At 29.9% G+C, this 21,218-nt stretch carries 19 protein-coding genes; 9 read left to right on the plus strand and 10 right to left on the minus strand.

Annotation, left to right across the window (positions count from 1 at the left end; genetic code table 11):
• Positions 1 to 70: 70 nt before the first annotated feature.
• Together bhYOR_RS01105 and bhYOR_RS01110 are read left to right on the plus strand one after the other, a co-directional pair.
• The gene (locus bhYOR_RS01105; RefSeq protein WP_025399567.1) at positions 71 to 787 is read left to right on the plus strand and encodes a polysaccharide deacetylase family protein; all 717 of its coding nucleotides are present in this window, start codon (positions 71 to 73) and stop codon (positions 785 to 787) included.
• Positions 788 to 799: 12 nt separating this feature from the next.
• A complete protein-coding gene (locus bhYOR_RS01110) occupies positions 800 to 3,718 on the plus strand; it encodes an insulinase family protein (RefSeq protein ID WP_247088161.1) in 2,919 nt (972 codons plus the stop codon).
• Positions 3,719 to 3,746: 28 nt separating this feature from the next.
• Here the strand turns inward: bhYOR_RS01110 and bhYOR_RS01115 are convergent, their stop codons facing one another.
• From bhYOR_RS01115 to bhYOR_RS01150, 8 genes are all read right to left on the minus strand, one after another.
• Complete coding sequence (locus bhYOR_RS01115; RefSeq protein WP_025399569.1) at positions 3,747 to 3,995, minus strand: type B 50S ribosomal protein L31; 249 nt, start codon at positions 3,993 to 3,995, stop codon at positions 3,747 to 3,749.
• A gap of 57 nt (positions 3,996 to 4,052) precedes the next feature.
• Positions 4,053 to 5,597, minus strand: a complete 1,545-nt coding sequence (gene rho, locus bhYOR_RS01120; protein ID WP_025399570.1) for a transcription termination factor Rho — start codon at positions 5,595 to 5,597, stop codon at positions 4,053 to 4,055.
• An 89-nt stretch (positions 5,598 to 5,686) separates the two neighbouring features.
• On the minus strand, positions 5,687 to 6,094 hold the full coding sequence (locus tag bhYOR_RS01125) for a bactofilin family protein (RefSeq protein WP_025399571.1): 408 nt from the start codon (positions 6,092 to 6,094) through the stop codon (positions 5,687 to 5,689).
• Between the two features lie 3 nt (positions 6,095 to 6,097).
• Entirely contained in the window at positions 6,098 to 6,424 is a 327-nt protein-coding gene (locus tag bhYOR_RS01130) for an HU family DNA-binding protein (RefSeq protein WP_025399572.1), read from the minus strand.
• An 11-nt stretch (positions 6,425 to 6,435) separates the two neighbouring features.
• Positions 6,436 to 6,693, minus strand: coding sequence for a 30S ribosomal protein S20 (gene rpsT, locus bhYOR_RS01135; RefSeq protein ID WP_025399573.1), 258 nt, complete (start codon positions 6,691 to 6,693; stop codon positions 6,436 to 6,438).
• 70 nt (positions 6,694 to 6,763) lie between these two features.
• On the minus strand, positions 6,764 to 7,585 hold the full coding sequence (locus bhYOR_RS01140) for a hypothetical protein (RefSeq protein WP_025399574.1): 822 nt from the start codon (positions 7,583 to 7,585) through the stop codon (positions 6,764 to 6,766).
• A 13-nt stretch (positions 7,586 to 7,598) separates the two neighbouring features.
• The gene (gene ychF / locus bhYOR_RS01145) at positions 7,599 to 8,705 is read right to left on the minus strand and encodes a redox-regulated ATPase YchF (RefSeq protein ID WP_025399575.1); all 1,107 of its coding nucleotides are present in this window, start codon (positions 8,703 to 8,705) and stop codon (positions 7,599 to 7,601) included.
• Positions 8,706 to 8,729: 24 nt separating this feature from the next.
• Positions 8,730 to 10,739, minus strand: coding sequence for a tetratricopeptide repeat protein (locus bhYOR_RS01150; RefSeq protein WP_407933123.1), 2,010 nt, complete (start codon positions 10,737 to 10,739; stop codon positions 8,730 to 8,732).
• A gap of 154 nt (positions 10,740 to 10,893) precedes the next feature.
• On the opposite strand from bhYOR_RS01150, the gene lnt reads away from it, so the two are divergent.
• On the plus strand, positions 10,894 to 12,447 hold the full coding sequence (gene lnt, locus bhYOR_RS01155) for an apolipoprotein N-acyltransferase (protein WP_025433995.1): 1,554 nt from the start codon (positions 10,894 to 10,896) through the stop codon (positions 12,445 to 12,447).
• On the opposite strand, the gene bhYOR_RS01160 is transcribed toward lnt, so the two are convergent.
• Positions 12,411 to 13,175 (minus strand): hypothetical protein, encoded by a 765-nt coding sequence (locus bhYOR_RS01160; RefSeq protein WP_025399578.1) that lies wholly within the window; start codon positions 13,173 to 13,175, stop codon positions 12,411 to 12,413. The genes lnt and bhYOR_RS01160 overlap by 37 nt on opposite strands.
• Positions 13,176 to 13,244: 69 nt before the next feature.
• Entirely contained in the window at positions 13,245 to 13,847 is a 603-nt protein-coding gene (locus bhYOR_RS01165) for a deoxynucleoside kinase (RefSeq protein WP_038446149.1), read from the minus strand.
• Between the two features lie 238 nt (positions 13,848 to 14,085).
• Here bhYOR_RS01165 and bhYOR_RS01170 point away from each other — a divergent pair, with 238 nt between their 5' ends.
• The 6 genes from bhYOR_RS01170 (at position 14,086) to bhYOR_RS01195 (ending at position 21,191) form a co-directional block, all read left to right on the plus strand.
• Positions 14,086 to 14,445 (plus strand): hypothetical protein, encoded by a 360-nt coding sequence (locus tag bhYOR_RS01170; RefSeq protein ID WP_025399580.1) that lies wholly within the window; start codon positions 14,086 to 14,088, stop codon positions 14,443 to 14,445.
• Between the two features lie 259 nt (positions 14,446 to 14,704).
• Positions 14,705 to 15,481 (plus strand): MIP/aquaporin family protein, encoded by a 777-nt coding sequence (locus tag bhYOR_RS01175; protein WP_025399581.1) that lies wholly within the window; start codon positions 14,705 to 14,707, stop codon positions 15,479 to 15,481.
• Positions 15,482 to 15,542: 61 nt separating this feature from the next.
• The gene (gene glpK / locus bhYOR_RS01180) at positions 15,543 to 17,030 is read left to right on the plus strand and encodes a glycerol kinase GlpK (RefSeq protein WP_025399582.1); all 1,488 of its coding nucleotides are present in this window, start codon (positions 15,543 to 15,545) and stop codon (positions 17,028 to 17,030) included.
• Positions 17,031 to 17,134: 104 nt separating this feature from the next.
• Positions 17,135 to 18,505: a glycerol-3-phosphate transporter gene (glpT, locus tag bhYOR_RS01185; protein ID WP_025399583.1), complete on the plus strand. Its 1,371-nt coding sequence runs from the start codon at positions 17,135 to 17,137 to the stop codon at positions 18,503 to 18,505.
• A 73-nt stretch (positions 18,506 to 18,578) separates the two neighbouring features.
• The gene (gene glpQ, locus bhYOR_RS01190; RefSeq protein ID WP_025399584.1) at positions 18,579 to 19,607 is read left to right on the plus strand and encodes a glycerophosphodiester phosphodiesterase; all 1,029 of its coding nucleotides are present in this window, start codon (positions 18,579 to 18,581) and stop codon (positions 19,605 to 19,607) included.
• 21 nt (positions 19,608 to 19,628) lie between these two features.
• Positions 19,629 to 21,191, plus strand: coding sequence for a glycerol-3-phosphate dehydrogenase/oxidase (locus bhYOR_RS01195; RefSeq protein WP_025433996.1), 1,563 nt, complete (start codon positions 19,629 to 19,631; stop codon positions 21,189 to 21,191).
• Positions 21,192 to 21,218: the final 27 nt, after the last annotated feature.

A 21,218-nucleotide genomic window follows, 5' to 3' on the forward strand; every position in this document is an offset into this window, starting at 1 on the left:
ATAAAAAATATTATATAATATTTGATACTAATAATAGTATAAACTTAATATACGGAGAAAAATTGTCTTTATGGTAAAATCATCAACAGCTCAAAAAATTTTTATTTTAATATCATTACTGGTAACCTTTATAGGGTGTACAAAAAAAACAAAAAAGATAAGCTTTAATGACATTGACACACTCTACAATGAAAAAGATGAAATAGTAATTCAATCAATTTTAGCAGAAGAAGAAAACAAATTCTTTAAATACAAAATTAAAATACCTAAAGTAATAGATGGTAGAACAGAAAACAATAGCATAAAAGAATTCAATGATGAAATTGAAAGTTATGCAAATGAAATAGTTAAAAACCTAGAAAGTGCAACTCAAAACACTAAACAAGATTCTAAAAAACCAACTTTAAACATAGACTATGAAATCTACCATGGATATGATATTTATACAATAATAGTAAGTGCCACTCAAGCAATCAATGATACATCTATCACAAATCATAGAAGCTATTATATTAGCAATAATGGGGATTATATTTACAATATAGATGAAATCATTAATACAGAAGAAGCATTTCCATACTTTACTCAAAGAATCAAAGAACAAATTGAAAAAACATATCCAAATAAATTACTCTTTGATTTGCAGCAAGCAGTGATTTATTTTGAAAATAAAAAAATCATAATAAAATTCCCACTTTATGTATTTAATTTAGACGATACAGAGAATACCGAAAACATATTTGAATTTAATGAAGAGGAAGTAAAAAAATACATAAAACAAGGATAAAATAAAGCATAAATGAAGAAAAAAAAAATTTTCAGTTTAATTTCAAAAACTTACTTAGAAGAATACGATGCTGAGGGATGTTATTTTCAACATGAGAGCGGATTAGAAATATTTGAATTAAAAAGTAGCTCATTTAAAGAAAATGCCTTTGGAATAGCATTCAAGACTATTCCCCTAAATAATACTGGGGTTGCTCATATTTTAGAGCACACGATTTTTTGCGGTTCAAACAAATACAGAATAAAAGATCCTTTTCTTTATTTAATGAAAGGAAGCCTAAACACCTTTTTAAATGCAATGACATTTCCAGATAAAACTCTCTATCCAGCAGCTTCTACAATCCAAAAAGATTATTTTAACTTATTTAAAATATATGCCGATGCTGTTTTTAATCCATTGCTTAAAAAAGAAGCTTTCATGCAGGAAGGTTATAATATAAACCCAAATAACTTTAAACTATCTGGCATTGTTCTAAATGAAATGAAAGGTAATTATTCCAACAAAAATTCTTTAATTAATGAAATTGCCATCAATTCTCTCTTCTGCGAGGGCACTTATAAGTACGACTCCGGGGGCAATCCTATCAATATCATTGACCTTACATACGAAGAATTTATTGAATTTTATAAAAAACACTATACACTAGAAAATTGTAAAATATTTTTATTTGGAAATATTGAAACTAATAAAAATCTCAATTTTATTGAAAAATATATAATTAGACCTTACACAAAGGAAAAATTAAATATTGATTATAACATAGATAAAACCACAAGATGGAAACAAGGTAAAACATTAAGTTTTGATATCCCAAAAGAAACTGAAAATACACTCGGAGTATACGCAATAAATTGGTTATGTACTGATATTGAAAATATTAAAGAAAATATCGGACTTGAAATTTTATCAGAAATTCTCCTAGACAGCTCCTGTCAATTCACTATCAACATGCTAAAGAGTGAAATTGGTGATGTAATAGCTGATGTTAGTGGCATAAACACTGACATAAAAGAATGCGTATTTTCATTCGGATTGCAAAACGTACTTCCAGGAAAAATAGAAAAATTTAAAAATATGGTTTTTAATGAACTTAAAAATCTTGTTAAAGTAAAAATTCCAAAAGACCTCATACAAGGTATTCTCTTTGGTTATGAATTTGCATTAAAAGAAGAAAAAGGACAAGGTTGGCCTATTTCCTTAATGATCAAAAGTTTTAAAGGTTGGATACATGGTATGCATCCAACTGAAACTTTAAAAATTAATTATCATCTGGATGAAATTAAAAATAAACTAGAAAGGGGAAAACCTTACTTTGAAAATTTAATAGAAAAATATCTACTCAATAATAATCATTACACCCTAATTCATTTCAATCCATCAGATAAAATCCTTAAGGAAATGGAAGAAAAAATAGAAAAAAAATTAATGGATAGAGAAATTGATATTAAGAAAAATCCAGAAAAATTTGTAGAATTTACTAAAGATTATAATCAATTTAAAGACTATCAAAAAAAGAGTGATCTCAAATCCGGCATTGCTAAACTTCCCATGCTAAAAATAGAGGATTTACCAAAAGACGTTGACAAGAGTTTAAATCTTAATGAAACTCCCGAACTTCAAGCACATACATTTGAACTTAAGAAAAATAATAACATCTTCAATGTGCATTTATTTTTTAAATTAGATTTGATGCAAAAAGAAGATTTTATGAATCTCTCTTTATTAAAAAGAGCGATTCAAGATCTCTCTACCCGAAATTACTCCTATGTAGACTTAAATAATAAAATCCAAAATATCTTGGGACAATTAAACATATATGAAAGTTATGAAGAAGATATTCAAGGAAACATGATAAATTTGTTTAACATAACTTTCAAATCATTTAATAATAAAATTCAAGAATCATTTATGTTAATTAAAGAAATTTTAATTAACATAAATTTTCATGATTACGATAGATTAAAAGAGGTAGTATTAAGTCTAAAAAATGATTTTAAATCAATATTAATTCCCAAAGGACACATATTTGCATCAACAAGATCAGAATCAAAATTAAGTCAAAGCAAATATCTACGGGAACTTCAATTTGGCATTACAGGAAGAGAATACTGGCAGAAAATCAAAACAGATATAGAATCTTTAAAAGAACTTGCATGTAATTTAGAAAATCTAAAAAACAAAATAATTTTTAAAGATAATCTCTCATCACTGCTCATAGGCAATACCAACGATGTCATTAAAAGATTAGAAAGTGAGTTATTTATATTAAGAGAAAGCTTAAATGAACATACTTATATAAATAACTTAATTACAATACAACCATCAAGTAATATCTTAAAAGAAATAATTCTTATTCCATCAAAAATATCTTTTAACTCAATGAGCTTTGTAAGCTATGCAATAACGGATGAAAATTATCCAAAAATAAATTTCTTAACACATATATTAAGAAGTGGGATCTTATGGGAAAAAATAAGAGTTATTGGTGGAGCATACGGCGCATTTGCATCTATTACAAACCGAATATTCTCTTTTACATCATATAGAGATCCAAACTTTGTAAAGACATATCAAGCTTTTGAAGCATCATTAGAAGCATTGGCTAATAATGAAATTAAAAATGAAGAACTTTATACATATTTAGTAGGAGTCATTGGTCTTAGTACAAATGTAAAAACCAAATCCACAGAAATATTAGAAAGTTATAAGAGAAAAATGCTAAACATTAGTGACCAGCTAAGACAAGACATAAGAAATGCTTACTTTAAAATAACAAGCACAGATATTAAAAATATATCCGAACAAGTATTACACCAATTAAAACAAAAGAGCAGCATCACATCTCTTGTCAGCAATGCAACTTATGAAGATGAGAAAGAAAAATTAGAAACATTAATTGGGGAAAAATACAAACTAAAAAAAATATATTAACAATATAAGAAAACAAAGTATAAAAAGACTATTTAAGTTTTTTATACTTTTTATTAAATTTGTCAATTCTACCTGCTGCATCCACAAATTTTTGTTGACCTGTATAGAAGGGATGTGATTTACTTGTAATCTCAACAGTGACTAATGGATATTCTTTATTATCACTATACTTAATCGTCTCTCTTGAAGTTAAAGTAGATCTAGTTAAAAACATCGTGCCATTAGCACCATCTTTAAATACAACTAAATTACTAACAGGATGTATATCTTTCTTCATAAAGCCTCTCTTAATTTAATCAAAGTTTATTCTAAATTTTACACAAAGTCAATTTCACTAATCCCCATTACTCATGGTTTTTAAGAAAATTTCATTGTTTTTACTCTTTTTCATCTTTTCAACCAAAGCCTCAACGCCTTCATAATCATCAACGCCGCCTAAAATTTTTCTAATAAGCAAAATTTTAGAACGCTCCTCTTCACTTAAGAGCAATTCTTCTTTTCTTGTTCCTGACTTCTTAATATTAATAGCAGGAAAAAGCCTTCTATCTGCCAAACTTCTATCAAGAATTAACTCCATGTTACCAGTACTCTTAAATTCCTCAAATATAACTTCATCCATCTTACTTCCAGTATCAACTAAAGCTGTAGCTATAATAGTAAGACTTCCACCTTCCTCAATATTTCTAGCAGAACCAAAAAACCTTTTAGGCTTATGTAAAGCATTAGAATCAACTCCTCCTGAGAGTATCTTACCAGAAGTTGGCATAGTCTGATTATAAGCCCTTGCAAGTCTTGTAATAGAATCTAAAAGAATAACAACATCCTTTTTATTCTCAACAAGTCTTTTTGCCTTTTCAATAACCATCTCTGCAACCTGCACGTGCCTACTAGCTTGCTCATCAAAATTAGATGCAATTACCTCACCCTTAACACCCCGAATCATGTCAGTAACCTCTTCAGGTCTCTCATCAATGAGTAAAATCATTAAAACGATGTCTGGATAATTAGTAGTAATTGCATTGGCTATTTTTTGAAGCAAAGTAGTCTTCCCAGCCTTTGGAGGTGATACTATTAATGCTCTTTGTCCTTTTCCAATAGGCGAAAAAAGATTAATAAGTCTCGTAGAAATATTACAATTTTCATATTCAAGATTCAACTTCGAACTGGGATATAAAGGCGTTAAATTATCAAAAGGTATTCTATTTTGTGCAAATGTAGGATCCTGATCATTAATGCTTTTAATCTTAATCATTGCAAAAAATCTCTCGCCATCTCTTGGAGACCTAATCTGCCCATATAAAATATCACCTGTCCTTAAATTAAAAAGTCTAATCTGAGACGGTGAAACATAAACATCATTACCTCCTGAGAGATAAGAATTAGATGCCGTACGCAAAAAGCCATATCCATCACTTAAAACATCAAGAACCCCAGTAAATAAAACATTAATATTATGCTCAGTTAATATCTTAACAAGTAAAAATATTAATTCTGTCTTCTTCATTGTTACTGCAATAGTATGATTAGTGCCAAGTCCCTCAACAACTTTTCTGATCTCAGTAATTGGCTTATCATAAAGACTGTCAATAACTATAAAGTCCTTACCACCTAAAAAATTAATAATGTTGCTTTGCTCAAGAGTCTTAATACTGTTTTCTAAGGCTGGATCAGATATATCATAGTCAAAATCTGATGGGGCTCCATTAGATTCTCTTAATTTATCAATATCAGGATTTTTAACTCCACTAGAAACAGATTCTTTTTTAGTTACAACTTTAACTACTTTTTTCTTAGCATTATCATCAATTTTTAATTCCTTAGAAGAATTTAAACGCTTCATTTCATCCTCTAAATCAAATTCCTCATATTTTTTATCCATAATCTCCTCTATGAGATAAATTTTTAAGAAGGGTATTTTATTAAAAACAATATTTAACCATTAAATAATAAATAAACATATACACTAATTCATTGAAAAGTATCTTTTAGTTGTGAAACTGTAAAAGAAAATAAATCTATGCTTTCATTAGATTTAATCATTTCACACTTACCATCAAAGACTATATTATCATTAATAAATATCTTTTTTGTCTTAACATCGCCATATATCTTACAACCACTATTTAAATAAACCTTATTGCTAGCATTAACATTTCCCTTTAAAATTCCCTCAATTATTAACGTATCACAAATTATCACATCTGTAATAACTTTACTATTTTTGCCTATAAAAAGTATTCCACTTTTTGAAAAAATATCACCCTCAAAAGAAGAATCAAGATATAAAGCACCCTCAAACTTTAACTTTCCTCTGAAAATTAAGCTTGCATCCAACTTACAATCCCATTTATAAGAATCTTTAACATTAACAGGCATTAACTATCCCTTAATGCCCCATACTCGTTCTTTTAAATCTTTCCCTGGACGAAAATAAGCAACATGATGATCATCAACGTTAACATACTCGCCTGTTTGAGGATTACGAGCATTTTGGCGACCTTTTCTTTTCCTAAGCTCAAATGTGCCAAAAGATCTAAACTCTATAATATTATTAAGACAAAGACTATTTTTAAGTTCTTCAAAAAAAGCATCAACTACAAGTCTTATATATTTTTTCTCTAATTTTTCATTACTATTTTTAATATTTAAAAATATTTGGTCAACAATATCTGATTTAGTAACTTTGGGTCTTCTTGAAAAAGACATAAACTAGTTCCTTATCGTAATAACAAAATACTCAAATTTGATTTTTTACGCGCAGCTTTATTCCTATGAATTATTCTTTTCCTAGCAGCGGTATCTAACTTTTTTGAAACAAATTTAAAAAATTCCAAAGCTTCCTCTTTCTTTCCTGTCTTTATAAGACTCACACAACGCTTTTCTATTGTTTTTAATTCACTCTTAACGCTTACATTTCTCAAATTTCGCTTCAAATTTTGCCGAGCCCGCTTTAATGCTGATGGATTATTGCCCAAATTAAACTCCTTAATGCAGCAAACATGATAAGTAAATATACCAACTAATTACAATATAGTCAATCACACATCAAGCACACTTATCACAATATTTATTAATATAAGAAAACACTTTTTGCATCGAATAAGACATTCCCTCATTATTAATATATACCTTTTTAAGAGCATCTTCATGATTATAAAAAAAGGACAAATAATCCTCCCTAGCAAGCTCAGAACAATGAACAAATACATTATCAAAAAATTTATAAAAGTATTCTTTATGAGAAAAGATTTTTCTCTCATAAACAGAATCCTTTCTAAATTCATAAAAAATAACTAAATCTTTAATCACTAAAATATCGTCTATTAAAACCTTAATACCTATAAGTAAAATAAGCAAAAATATTATTATACTACCAAATGAAATATAACAAACAAAAATACTAATCAAGACTCGAAATAAAAACATCAACAAATAAACACCTGAGATATAATACCTTATTGGAAACTCTTGGGTCTTTGCAATAAATAAATCACTTCTAATACTTTGAAGTTTTCTAAAGAAATCACTTAAATATTTTTTTCTTAAATAACAAATTTTTATTTTAACTCCACTATTTAAACTTAAAATCAACATACTATCTAACAATCTTTTTTCAATCGATACAATATCATTGAAATCAAAATTAATCCTGGAATAAAATTTTTTATAAAAAATTTTATTTTCTTCAAAATTAATCTCATAAAAATATCTTAAACAAGAAACCATTACAAAAAGACTTATCAACATTAAAAAAAGAATAAAAGTACCAAAGATATTTCTATATAACAACATATACAATATAGAAAAGCTTATATTAAGAAAAAAAATAAAAATTAATCTGATTTTATAAAAAAATAACCCATTCATATTAATGTTATATTTAAACATTAAATTTAAAGAAAATTATATCACCATCTCTTACCAAGTAATCTCTCCCCTCAAGCCTAAGACGCCCTTTCTCCCTTACGCCCTGAACACCCTGGAATTCAACCAAGTCATCAAATGAATACACTTCCGCCTTAATAAAACCTCTCTGAAAATCACTGTGAATGATACCTGCAGCTTCTGGGGCTTTCATTCCATCAATAAAAGTCCAAGCTCTAACTTCCTGCTCTCCCGCTGTAAAATAGGTTCTCAAACCCAAAGCATAATAGGTTGTTCGTATTAAATTACTAAGGCCACTATCCTTTATTCCCATAGACTCAAGCAACTCTCTTCGCTCATTTAAGTCCTTAATCTCAGCAAGTTCTGCTTCAAGCTTAGCACACAAAATTAAATAATTATTACCCTCACTTAAAGCTATATCCCTTACAGTATCTGTATATTTATTACCACAAAGAGAACTCTCATCAACATTACAAACATATATAACCTTTTTAATAGTTAAAAGATTTAAAGATTTGATAAAATCATGTCCAAATTCATCGAACTCAAATTCAATTGCCGGTCTAACATTCATCAAATGCTTCTCAAGTCTCTTAAGCATTGAAACAATTATTTTTGCATTCTCACTAACCTTTCTATCAACGCTCTTTACATTTTTTTCATTCTTTAAAATGCTTTTTTGTACAGTATCAAGATCTGCAAGACATAACTCTGTATTAATTGTGCTTATATCTCTTTGCGGGTTTACATTTCCATCAACATGAATAACTTCTCTATCTTCAAAACATCTAACAACATGCACAATAATAGAAACTTCACGAATATTGGCCAGAAATTTATTACCAAGTCCTTCTCCCCTAGAAGCCCCCTTCACAAGACCTGCAATATCAACAAATTCCATTACAGCAGGAACAATTTTTTTTGACATAACCAAATCAGCAATTTTTGAAAGCCTAAAATCAGGCATTTCAACTATACCTATATTTGGATCAATAGTACAAAAAGGATAATTAGCAATCTCTGATTTTGATGCTGTCAAGGATGAAAACAAAGTAGATTTACCAACATTAGGTAGCCCCACTATTCCCACATTAAGTGACATAAATAAAACTCCATAAATTAAAATCTAATTAACCAAATATGCAAATTCGCCCCTACCTATCTGCTGATTAAAATTTACCTCAACAGACAGATTGTAATATCCATTAGGTTCTTGGAGACCTGGATAATCATACTCAAGCAAATAAGTTCCTGTTTTTTGTTTCATCATTAAATCATAAACCTTAGATACTCCCTCATAAGATGAAAAAGGAATAACTGCACCACCAGTTTCATTGACTAAATATTGCAATTTAGGTTCAACAGGATTATTACCAAATAATATTAAATAAAATCTAATATCATTATTCTTATAATAACTTAAAATAGTATCTATAGAATATCTATTAAAAGCAGAACGACTTAAATCTCCATTACTAAAATAAAGTACAGCCCTTCTTGCACTCTTTGACATAAGCTCAGAACCTGCAAGTTTAAGACTAACATCGGTCTTTACATAATTTGAATCATAAGTTCCAAGAGAATTTGTCTTATGAATAGTACTTACCAAACTTTCAATATTATCTACTAAAGGCACACTTGTTGCATTTATAAAACTAAACTTCTTGTTCGCTCTATATTTGATAAGAGTATTTACACTCATAATCTGTTCTGACTCATAATTTTTCATAGCAAAAGATTTATCAAAAACAATTGCAATATTCATATCATTAGAAGTATTAATATCATAAGCGATTTTAGGATTAACAATGTAATACTCTTCATTAGCAATTGCAAAATTTTCACTCTTCAAACCTATAACTGGCAAGCCATTCCTACTATTAACATTAAGTTCAACATAAATCTTAGGACCCCCAGCCTTAATTACTCGACGCACATCAACATTTAGACTATCATAAACACTAACATCGCTCTTATAAACCGAAATCTGAGCATTATCAAAGTCTGAAACAATCATTTGATTATTAACATCAATAATTGAAGATGAAATTTTGGAATCAATTTTATCTGCTTTTAAAAGCTTAATAAACGTTTTTCTTAAAACACTGTACTTATAAACACCATATTTTGAAGATATGATAATACTATTGCCCGTCAAATCACTACTAAGACCTTCTATTTCCTCAAGAGAAGTTGGAATAGAATACAAATGATTACCGCTAGTATCAAAAACCTCAATAGAATTCTTAGGAGCATCGGCAACATAAATATTCCCATTTAAATATGTAACACCTGTTGGACCTAAAAGGCCCATATATCCAACTGTTTTAATACCAAAATGCAAAATAAAATTGCCTTTAGCATCAAATTTACTTATTCGCTTATTGCCCCATTCACTAACATAAATATAATCTCTCTCATCAACTGTCATATACTGAGGGGCAAGCAATTTACCAGCCTCAGTACCCTTCTTCCCAATTGAACCCCTTTTAATACCAAAAGTTTTATCATATATGCCAATCTCATCATTTGCATAAAGTGTCACATACAATAATTCACCAAGTTCAAGAACATCATAAGGTGACCTTAGAGAAGTAATTCCATCCTTAATCAAAACATTAACATTATTGTTAGCATCAAAATGCAATATTTCATTTCCTACAAAATTAACAGCATAATATCCACCATATTGATCAGCTTTCAAAGACGTAATCTGATATCCATTTGGCCGTTTGTAAATAGAATTATTAAGAGACGCAACTTGAACTAATCTTTCAACATCAAGTTCATTATGCAATGATATACCTCTTCTTTGCTCAATTATGGATATTAACTGCCTAAAATAAGCCGCCTTATATCCTTGAGATTGCAGATTTCGCCATTCCATCAAAGCTTCCTCAACATATCCCAACCTATAATAAACATTACCTATCCAAAAATGATAATCGAGATTGCTTGGATCAAAACTTAAAACTCTCTTAAAAGATAATAAAGCATCATCATAAAGCCCATTATTATAAGAATTAAGTGCCCATTTAAATTCTTCTTGAGCATCTTTATTAGTAACTATACCTTGAGCATTTAAAACAAATGCACTCCCAAAAAACAAAGCAACTACATTCAATATTAAAACCATTTTCTTTATACTTAAGCAAATACTATACAAATTTGGTATTGTTATACAAAACATATTATATATATTATACTATGCAATATCGCATATTAATATCTCTGAAACTTAATATGCAATATATTTTTATAGATAAATTCTTAGTAAAGAAAGAGGAAAAATGAAAACACGATATTTCTTCCTAGCCGCATTTTCCGGAGTGCTTACAACTCTGGCAATCCCAAATGAAATAAAAAACATGGGATATTCAAGCATTGGTTTAGTTGCATACATACCACTTTTCATTGCATTAATTCAAATAAAGAATAAAAAAACTCTCATCAGTTTAACAATCTTTTACTTTTTAATAGCTAATAGCCTACAAAATTTTTGGCTTGCATTTTTTCATTCATTTGGACTAATCACATTCCTAGGAGCAGTATGTGGATATATTCCTTACGCTTTAGTTTTAGGATACTTGCTATACTATTCACTAAAAACTTTTAAAAATAAAACATTAACCTTAGCCATACTCTTCACATTTTATGATTACTCAAAATCAATTGGATTTGCAGCATATCCTTGGGGATTTTCAGCCTTCATGGTAAATAACTTTAATGATCTCATACAAGTAGCTGATATTTTTGGGGTCTTTTTTGTATGCTTCATCGTTTACTTTTTCAATGCAGGAATTGCAAATTTTTTCATAAAACAAAGCAAAACAAATACATTAAGCTTATTATTCTCCATTCTATTAGTAAGTACATCTTTCACTTACGGTATCATAAAAAAACAAGCACTAAATCCAATCTTAAGCAAAGAAATAGATACTCTAAACATTGCAGCAATTCAACTTAATATTGATCCTTGGCTACCTGGAAATCATAAAGAAGGAATTAAAACATCTATCAAGCTTACAAAACAAGCCTTAAAAAGACATCCAGACACAGAGCTTATACTCTGGAGCGAAGGAGTATTAACCTTGCCATTTAATTCTTACAAAGATTACATTTACCATGATAACGAATTGCTTGAGTTATATGATTCAATAAATGAACTAATAATCAACAGCAAAGCCCACTTTGTCATTGGGTCACCTTCAAAAGTAGATAAAAGATCATTCACATACCAAAATTCAGTTTATGCAATAAACCCTAATCTTAAGATAGAAAATATATATTCTAAAATATTCTTAGTTCCTTTTTCAGAAAAAGTACCATTTTATGAATATAAATTTGTAAGAGATTTTTTCCGTCAAAACTTTAAACTTACAGGACAAATTAACGGAAATAAGCTTGAAATCTTTAAACTCAAAAAATTCAATTTGGGCTTCCTAATATGCTATGACGATGCATTTCCAGATCTTGCAAGAAGCTATAAAAAACAAAACGCAAACCTATTATTAAACTTCTCAAATGATTCTTGGTCACATACAGACTCATCAGAGTGGCAACACTTCGTAGTAGCAAAATTTAGAAGCATAGAAAATGGAATTAAAACCATTAGATCTACAAATTCCGGAATAACTGCTGTAATAAATGAATATGGAGAAAATGTTCAAAGTCTAGAAACCTTTAAAAAAGGATATCTAATATCAAAAATAAAATTATCTCCAAGACTCACAACAATCTATGAATGCATTGGAGACTTATTTATATATGCTCTGGCAATAATAATTGTAATTATGACACTAAGATTCTATTTTATTGAAAAGAGTACCCATTTATCATCCTGATTTGCAAAACATAAAGTCTGAACATCTCTCCAAAATGGGATATTTTTAGTAAAATCATTTTTCTTAGCTTTAACTTTAATACTATAAGAAACATCCGTATTTTTTATAACATTTAAAGATTTGAGGTCATAAAAATCATCAACTGCAAGATAACTCGCATCGTCCTTATCAACATCATTTGAAACAAGCTCTAACTTTGAAATAAAATCAGCTCTAGGTTCAACTTTTCCCAAAACTTTAACCTCATTAGCCATAACAGAATTAAGTAAACTTAAATCCTGAAAAAGAAGAGCTCTTACAAATTTGCTAAATTGAAATTTCACTGCTTGTTCTTTATGCTTCTCTCTTTCCCTATCTGCAATATATTCTATCTTAGGAGAATTTGTCATCTCACTAATTTCAATTTTGTCGTGAGTTATCCCTGGAATATCATCAAGTTTAACATCATCAAATGCAAGAAAGTTAACCTCACCCTCCAATCTAATCTTAGAATCAATTTCCTCTACAGTGGCTTTAAGATTAACTTCTTCCTTCAATTTTGGATAAATTTCTAAAGCCTTCTTTTGAAAAATTTTCCCCTTCTTAACTTTTCCAACATCAATGTATCTCTGTCCAACTTCATAATAAAAAATAGCAAGCTCTTTTTGTCTATCATCAACTAAAGAACTATTTTCTGCAAATAAACTTATAAAAGCAAACGGCAAAAACAATAATACCAATTTTCTCATGCTAACCTCCACTAAAAATCTAATCATTCTTAAAAAACAAAAATCAAACTATAAATAATTCATAAATAATTATATTACAAGTTTATCTTTAATAAAAGCAATAAGCTTACTTTTGTGCTTATCATCAAAAATATCTATGCTATCGTAATCAAATTTCAATTTAGGCGATAGATTATAACTATCATACCAACTTAAATATTTCTCATTAAGGCCTTCAAGATACTCTCTAGGAATACCCGTCTCAAAACTTCTATTTCTATTCTTAATGCGACGCTCAGCCTCATCAACGCTACAATCAAGATAAATCATCAATACGGGCCTTTGAGAATGCTCCAGCATATTATCAAGCAAATCAAAATATATCTTACATTCAGCATTGGAAATATATCCACTCTCATTTAAAAGAGAAGCAAAGACACGATCACCATAAATAGATCTGTCAAGTATCCCTCCCTTAGTCTTAAATATAGCCTTTATAAGCTTAAACCTTTCATTTAAAAAATTAATCTGAACTGAAAAAGCCCATCTGGACTTATCCTTATAAAATTTATCTAACATAAACAATGTAAATTCATTATTTAATTCACTGTAAAAAGGAATATTAAACTCTTTAGACAAAACATGCCCAAGCGTAGTTTTTCCTGCCCCAATTAAACCCTCAATTACAATCACCAAAATTGCCTCCAAAATCTCTAACTAATATTAATAGTAGTTAAAAACAACATCATTTAAACACATGAAAACATAAATTATTAAGAAATATCAAGTAACAAAAAAGTTTAAAAAATTAAACTCAATATTATTGAATTCAGAATTTTTAAATCATTGACATTAATTGCAATAAAAAATAAAATCTCTAATATAAGGGACAATTCCATATACTTTAATGCTCAGTTTAGGGGAATATTGAATGAATGAGAAATTTGAATTAATCGATTTAAATGCCAAAATAATATTCTCTAACAGAATAATTAAAAAATACATAAAAAAAACAATCAATAAATTTATAAAGGAAAGTCGTAAAAAATTTTACGTCCAAGAACGATTTATCAATGAAATTAAAGCATTAATCAAAAGGTTTAATTTATATAACACAAGTCATAAAATCCTAAACAACCAAAGAGGCTACGATTATAATTGGCAAAAACTTATATGCCATAATCTTAACCCCTTGACAGCAAAAGATTTATTAATGGATAAAACCTATGCTAAGAAAAAGTATAAAGAGTATATCAATGCTTTGATATCAAATTCCATAAATTTTAAATAATGGATATTAAAATATCAAATGGTAGCATCTAGTCAGCATGAAAAGACTTAAATAAAGTGCTTGTATTTAGCAATAATTTAACGAATTGAACATATGAGGGAAAATGAAAAAAATTATAAAAACACTGTATAAAACTGAAAACATTGTTTCTGCAATGAACAGATATCTTATTACAGAAACATAATATTTTTAAAATACGATAAATATTTAGAAAGTTAATTTCAAATTAGATCTTATGTAAGATTAAGGAGGTTAAAGAATGATTTATATAAGACTTAAAGAATTTATTGCAGAATTTTTAGGCACATTTATTTTGCTAGCACTTGGAACAGGTTCTATAGCAATGACAACCCTATTCCCATCAAATCCTGCCATAGCTGGAGAAATAATAAAGGGAGGATATACAAATATAGTACTTGGTTGGGGCCTAGGTGTAACATTTGGGGTTTATACAGCTGCAAGAATTAGTGGTGCACATTTAAATCCTGCCCTTAGCATTGGACTTGCTAGTATTGGCAGATTTCCAACGTCAAAGCTTTTCCACTACATTTTAGCACAAATACTTGGAGCATTTTCTGGGGCTTTAATGACACTAATTGTATTCTACCCTAAATGGATAGAAATAGATCCTACATTTGAAATTACCCAAGGCATAATGTCAACTTTTCCTGCTGTATCTGGTTTTTGGCCTGGATTTATTGACCAAATATTTGGAACATTTTTATTGATGTTTTTAGTTCTAGTTGTTGGAAAATTTATCAAAGAAGAGATTCAAAATCCATTTTTCCCTTTCATTATTGGAGCAATAGTTCTAGCCATTGGAATAAGCTTTGGGGGAATGAATGGTTATGCTATTAACCCAGCAAGGGATTTGGGACCAAGAATATTACTACTACTGGCTGGTTTTAAAAATCACGGTTTTGATGACATGACTGTATTCATCATTCCTATATTAGGCCCAATAATTGGCGCTATTTTAGGTGCTATGGTTTATGAATTTACCTTAGAGGACAAAAATAATCTTCAAGAATTTTAATATAATCCAAATAACATTGATTATTTGATTATTGCAATAATGCTAAGGAAGGACAACCACTATGAAATACATTCTATCTCTTGACCAAGGCACAACTAGTTCAAGAGCGATAATATTTGATAAGAATGCAAATATCAAAGGATTTGCAAAAAAGGAATTTAAACAAATTTATCCATATCCAAGTTGGGTTGAACACGATCCAAACGAAATATGGGGCTCTCTACTAGGAGTTATGGCAGAAGCTTTAGCAAATGCAAGAACCTTTCCCAATAAGATTGCAGCAATTGGAATTACAAATCAAAGAGAAACAACCATCATTTGGGATAGGCATACAGGACAGCCAATTTATAACGCAATAGTCTGGCAAGACAGAAGAACTGCACAACTTTGTGATGAATTAAAATCAAAAGGAAAAGATAAAATTTTTTTACAAAAAACGGGCCTTGTATTAGATGCTTACTTTAGCGGCACAAAAATAAAATGGATACTAGACAATGTTGCAGGGGCAAAAAAACGAGCAGAAAAGGGAGAACTATGTTTCGGAACAATAGATACCTGGATAGTATGGAACCTTACTAAAGGGAAAATACATATTACAGATTATTCTAACGCATCAAGAACTCTACTTTTAAACATTAAATCACTTGAATGGGACTGTGATCTATTACAAATATTAGACATCCCAAAATCAATTTTACCTGAACTTAAACAAAGTTCCGAGGTGTATGGCAAAACCGACGCTTCCGCACTGGGAACAGAAATCATTATTTCAGGAATTGCAGGGGATCAGTTTGCAGCAACATTTGGACAAGCATGTCTTCAAAAAGGAATGGCTAAAAATACCTATGGAACTGGCTGCTTTGTCACTGTCAACATAGGAAAAAAACCTATCATCAATGAACAAAAAATTTTAACGTCAATTGCATGGGGAAGAAAAAATTCAATAACTTATGTTTTTGAGGGAAGCGTTTTCATTGGAGGAGCTGTAATTCAATGGTTAAGAGATAATCTAGAACTATTTAGAAAAAGCGGTGATGCAGAGGCAGTAGCAGCCTCAGTGGATAATAATGGGGGCATTTATTTCGTGCCAGCATTTGTAGGACTTGGAACACCTCATTGGGATCCTTATGCCAGAGGAATGATTATTGGGCTTACAAGAAGCTCAACAAAAGAACATATTACAAGAGCTGCTCTTGAAAGCATTGCATTGCAAAGCTTTGATGTATTAACCGAAATGCAAAACTCTATTCAAGAATTTGAAATAAAGGAATTAAGAGTTGATGGGGGAGCTAGTAAAAATAATTTACTTATGCAATTTCAAGCTGATATTTTACAGTGCAATGTTGTAAGACCCAAAATCACAGAAACGACCGCTCTTGGTTCTGCTTATCTGGCAGGACTTGCTGTTGGATATTGGGAAAGTACTGAAGAGATTACAAGCCTTTGGAAATCAGATAGAATATTTGAACCTTCAATGGAAAAAAGCAAAAGAGAAGATTTAATTTATAATTGGAATAAAGCTATTAAGAGAGCAAAAGCTTGGATTTAATAACCTCTATTACTAATTTGTCAAAATCCAAAGACTAGTATTTCTTAAGCTATACACTTAATATATAGAATTAAAATTTGGTAAATACATGGAGATATTAAATTATGAAAAAATTATTTAATTTTCTAAAACCAGCACCTCATATAAAGAGAGTACACAAAGAATTAGAGGAATCATTATATAAAAAATATAGATTTCAAATATTTATGTCAATATTTATAGGATATGCTGGATTTTATTTAACGAGAAAAATATTTGCATTTGCTATGCCAGCTCTTGAAAAAGACGGTTTTAGCAAAAGTCAATTAGGAACAATTTTATCTGGAGTTTCAATTGCATATGGATTTTCTAAATTTATTATGGGAAACGTATCAGATCGAAGTAATCCTAGATATTTCTTAACACTAGGGCTATTTCTAACAGCAATAATTACCATTATATTTGGATTATTCCCGTGGAAATCAATTGACAACACCATAATTGCAGTAATATTAATGTTCATTCTAATGTTTGTAAATGGATGGGTTCAAGGCATGGGATGGCCTGCTTGTGGACGAACTATGGTTCACTGGTGGTCAAGAAAAGAAAGAGGACTAACTGTTGCCACCTGGAATTTATCTCACAATATAGGAGGGGGAACAGCTGGAATAATATCTTCTTGGGCTCTGTTTTATTTTAAGGAATGGCAAGCTATACTTTATGTACCAACAGGATTAGTAATAGGAATTGCAATATTTGTTTTGCTTGCACTAAGGGATACGCCTCAATCTGTAGGACTACCACCAATTGAAGAGTATAAAAATGATTATCCTGATAACTATACAGAAAAGGCAGAAGAAGAACTTAATACAAAAGATATATTTATAAAATATGTCCTTAACAATAATCTGCTATGGTACATAGCTATTGCTAATGCATTTATATATTTTGTAAGATACGGGGTTCTAGACTGGGCGCCATCATATCTCTCACAAGTAAAACACTTTTCCATAAAAAACTCAGGATGGGCATATTCCCTTTATGAATTTTCAGCTATTCCTGGAACAATAGCTTGCGGATGGATATCTGATAAAATTTTTAAAGGAAGAAGATCAGAGACCGGAATAATTTTCATAACTGCCACCCTTATTGCAATATTTATATATTGGCAATTACCAGAAAATAATCCAACACTAACAACTGTTATCTTAGCAATAATAGGATTCCTAATCTACGGCCCTGTTATGCTTATTGGTCTTCATGCTCTTGATCTTGCACCAAAAAAAGCTGCAGGAACTGCTGCAGGGTTTACAGGATTATTTGGATATATAGGGGGTTCTGTTACTGCTAGTGCCATTACAGGTCTTGTATTGCAACACTTTAATTGGGACGTTTACTTCTATCTATTAATAACTGCATGCATATTTGCAATAATATTTATAAGTTTAACATTAAAGAAAGAGAAAAAAATTAATGGCACTAATAAACTACAATAGTAGTTGTATAGAAATAAGAGGTTAATCAATTATGTTATATAATATAATAATCATAAGTATGAGAGGTTAAATAATGAAATCAATTAAACCAAAATCATTAATATTTATAATTAATATTTTTCTCATAATTTCCTGTCAGGACGAAAAAATGAGTCAAAATCAAAAATCACCATTAGTTATAGCTCACAGAGGCGCAAGCGGATACCTTCCAGAACATACCTTAGAATCTAAAGCATACGCTTATGCCTTAGGAGCTGACTACCTAGAACAAGATATTGTTTTAACAAAAGATAATATTCCTGTTATAATGCACGATCCAGAACTTGATACAACAACAAATGTTGCAAAACTATTTCCCGAAAGAGCTAGAGAAAACGGAAGGTATTATTCTGTTGACTTCACACTAGATGAACTTAAATCATTAAGCCTTAGTGAAAGATTTGATCCGGCAAGCAGAAACCCAATATATCCTAACCGTTTCCCCCTAAATGAATATGATTTTAAAATTCCAACTTTAGAAGAAGAAATACAATTTATACAAGGATTAAACAAAAGTACAGGCAGAAATGTTGGAATTTATCCTGAGATTAAAAAACCATTATGGCATAAGCAACAAGGCAAAGACATATCTAAAATTGTAATAGAGCTTTTAAATAAATACGGGTATAAGTCAAAAGAAGACAAAATTTATCTTCAAACATTTGACTTTGACGAATTAAAGAGAATAAGGGAAGAACTTGGATATCAAGGAAAATTAATAATGCTTGTTGGCGAGAATGACTGGGATGAAGCACCAACGGACTATGAATATATCAAATCAGAAGAAGGTATGGCAGAAGTTGCAAAATATTCTGATGGAATTGGACCTTGGATACCCCAAATTATAATTGAAGGCAAAATAACAGATCTTACAAGTTTAGCACATAAACATAATATGGAGGTTCATCCTTACACATTAAGAATTGACGCATTACCTTCATATGTAAAAGATGCAGATGAACTATTAGATTTATTATTCAACAAAGCAAAAGTAGATGGCATATTTACAGATTTTACCGATATAGTAGTGAATTTCATCACAAAAAGAAAATCACGGTCTTGACAAAAAGGATATTTAACTCTTATGAGTAAAAATGAAAAAAGAGAATTAAAAAACATCGATAATCAGAATTTTGATTTAATCATAGTTGGCGGGGGGGCAACTGGTCTTGGCATTGGAATAGATTCAATTACAAGAGGATACAAAACTTTACTAATTGACAAATTTGACTATGCAAAAGGTACCTCCTCTAGATCAACTAAACTACTACACGGAGGAGTAAGATATTTAGCCCAATTTAATTTATCTTTAGTAAAAGAGGCCCTACATGAGAAAGCGTTATTTGAACAAAATGCACCTCACTTAGTCAATAAACGTGCATTTATTACACCCATATACAACTTCTTAAGCATACCCTACTACTATTTCGGATTAAGTTGGTACCATAACCTTCTTGGAAAGCACAAAAAGTCTGAGCACAAAACAAAGCTACTATCAAAATCCAAAACAATAGAGAAAATGCCAAATATCAAAACCAAAGGCCTTAAATGCTCTGTTTTATACTATGACAATTCATTTGATGATGCTAGAATGGCAATAAGCATGCTTAGAACTTTTACTGAAAAAGGGGGGATTGCGTTCAATTATACGGAACTTACAGGTTTTACCAAAAGAAACGGCAAAATATCTGGTGCTATTATTAAAGATACTATTAATGGTGAACAAGTCATCATTAATAGTAAATGCATAATAAATGCAACAGGAATCTTCGCAGACGAAATCAGAAAATTAGATGATACTAATGCAGCTAATATTATAAAACCTTCCCAAGGAACACATTTAGTAATTAAAAAAGACAAACTACACACCAAATATGCAATGTTTATGCCCAAGACAAGTGATAAGAGAATCTTATTTTCTATACCTTGGTATGATTGCATTATTTGCGGAAGTACAGATATTCCAATAGATAAAATTGAGGAAGAACCCCAAAGACTAGAGAGTGAAATTGAATTCATAATAGAAAATATGAATAATTACTTAGATATTAAAATAACCAAAAATGATATTCTAAGTATTTACACAGGAATTAGACCCTTAATAATAGATCCCAAGGAAAAACAAAATACCTCAAAAATATCAAGAAACGAAAAAATATTTGTATCAGACTCAAATCTCATTACAATTGCTGGGGGGAAATATACTACTTGCAGAAAGATGGCTGAAAAAGTTCTACAAAAAGCAATAGACGAAAAACTAATACCTAATTCAATTCCCAAAACAGAAAATTTAAAGCTGCACGGGTACATAGAAAGGGAAGAAGCACTTAAAATTCCTGAATACTTTAGAGTTTATGGAAGTGATTTTAAACATTTAAGTCAAATGGAAGGCTTTAATAACAAGATTCACACCGATTTGCCACTAAATAAAGCTCAAATAACTTTTGCCATTGAATTTGAACAGGCAAAAACTGTTGAAGACATTTTATCAAGAAGAACAAGATCGCTACTTCTTAATGCAAAAGCCACAATTGAAGCTGCACCAAAGGTTGCTGAGATTATGATGCACAAACTTGGCAAATCTGAAGAATGGAAGAACGAACAAATAAAAAGCTTTAAAGAGGTAGCAACAAAATATTTAGCTTAATAAATGGGGATAATAAATCCCCCTTAT

The organism is Borrelia nietonii YOR, assembly GCF_023035795.1.
GTDB lineage: Bacteria > Spirochaetota > Spirochaetia > Borreliales > Borreliaceae > Borrelia > Borrelia hermsii.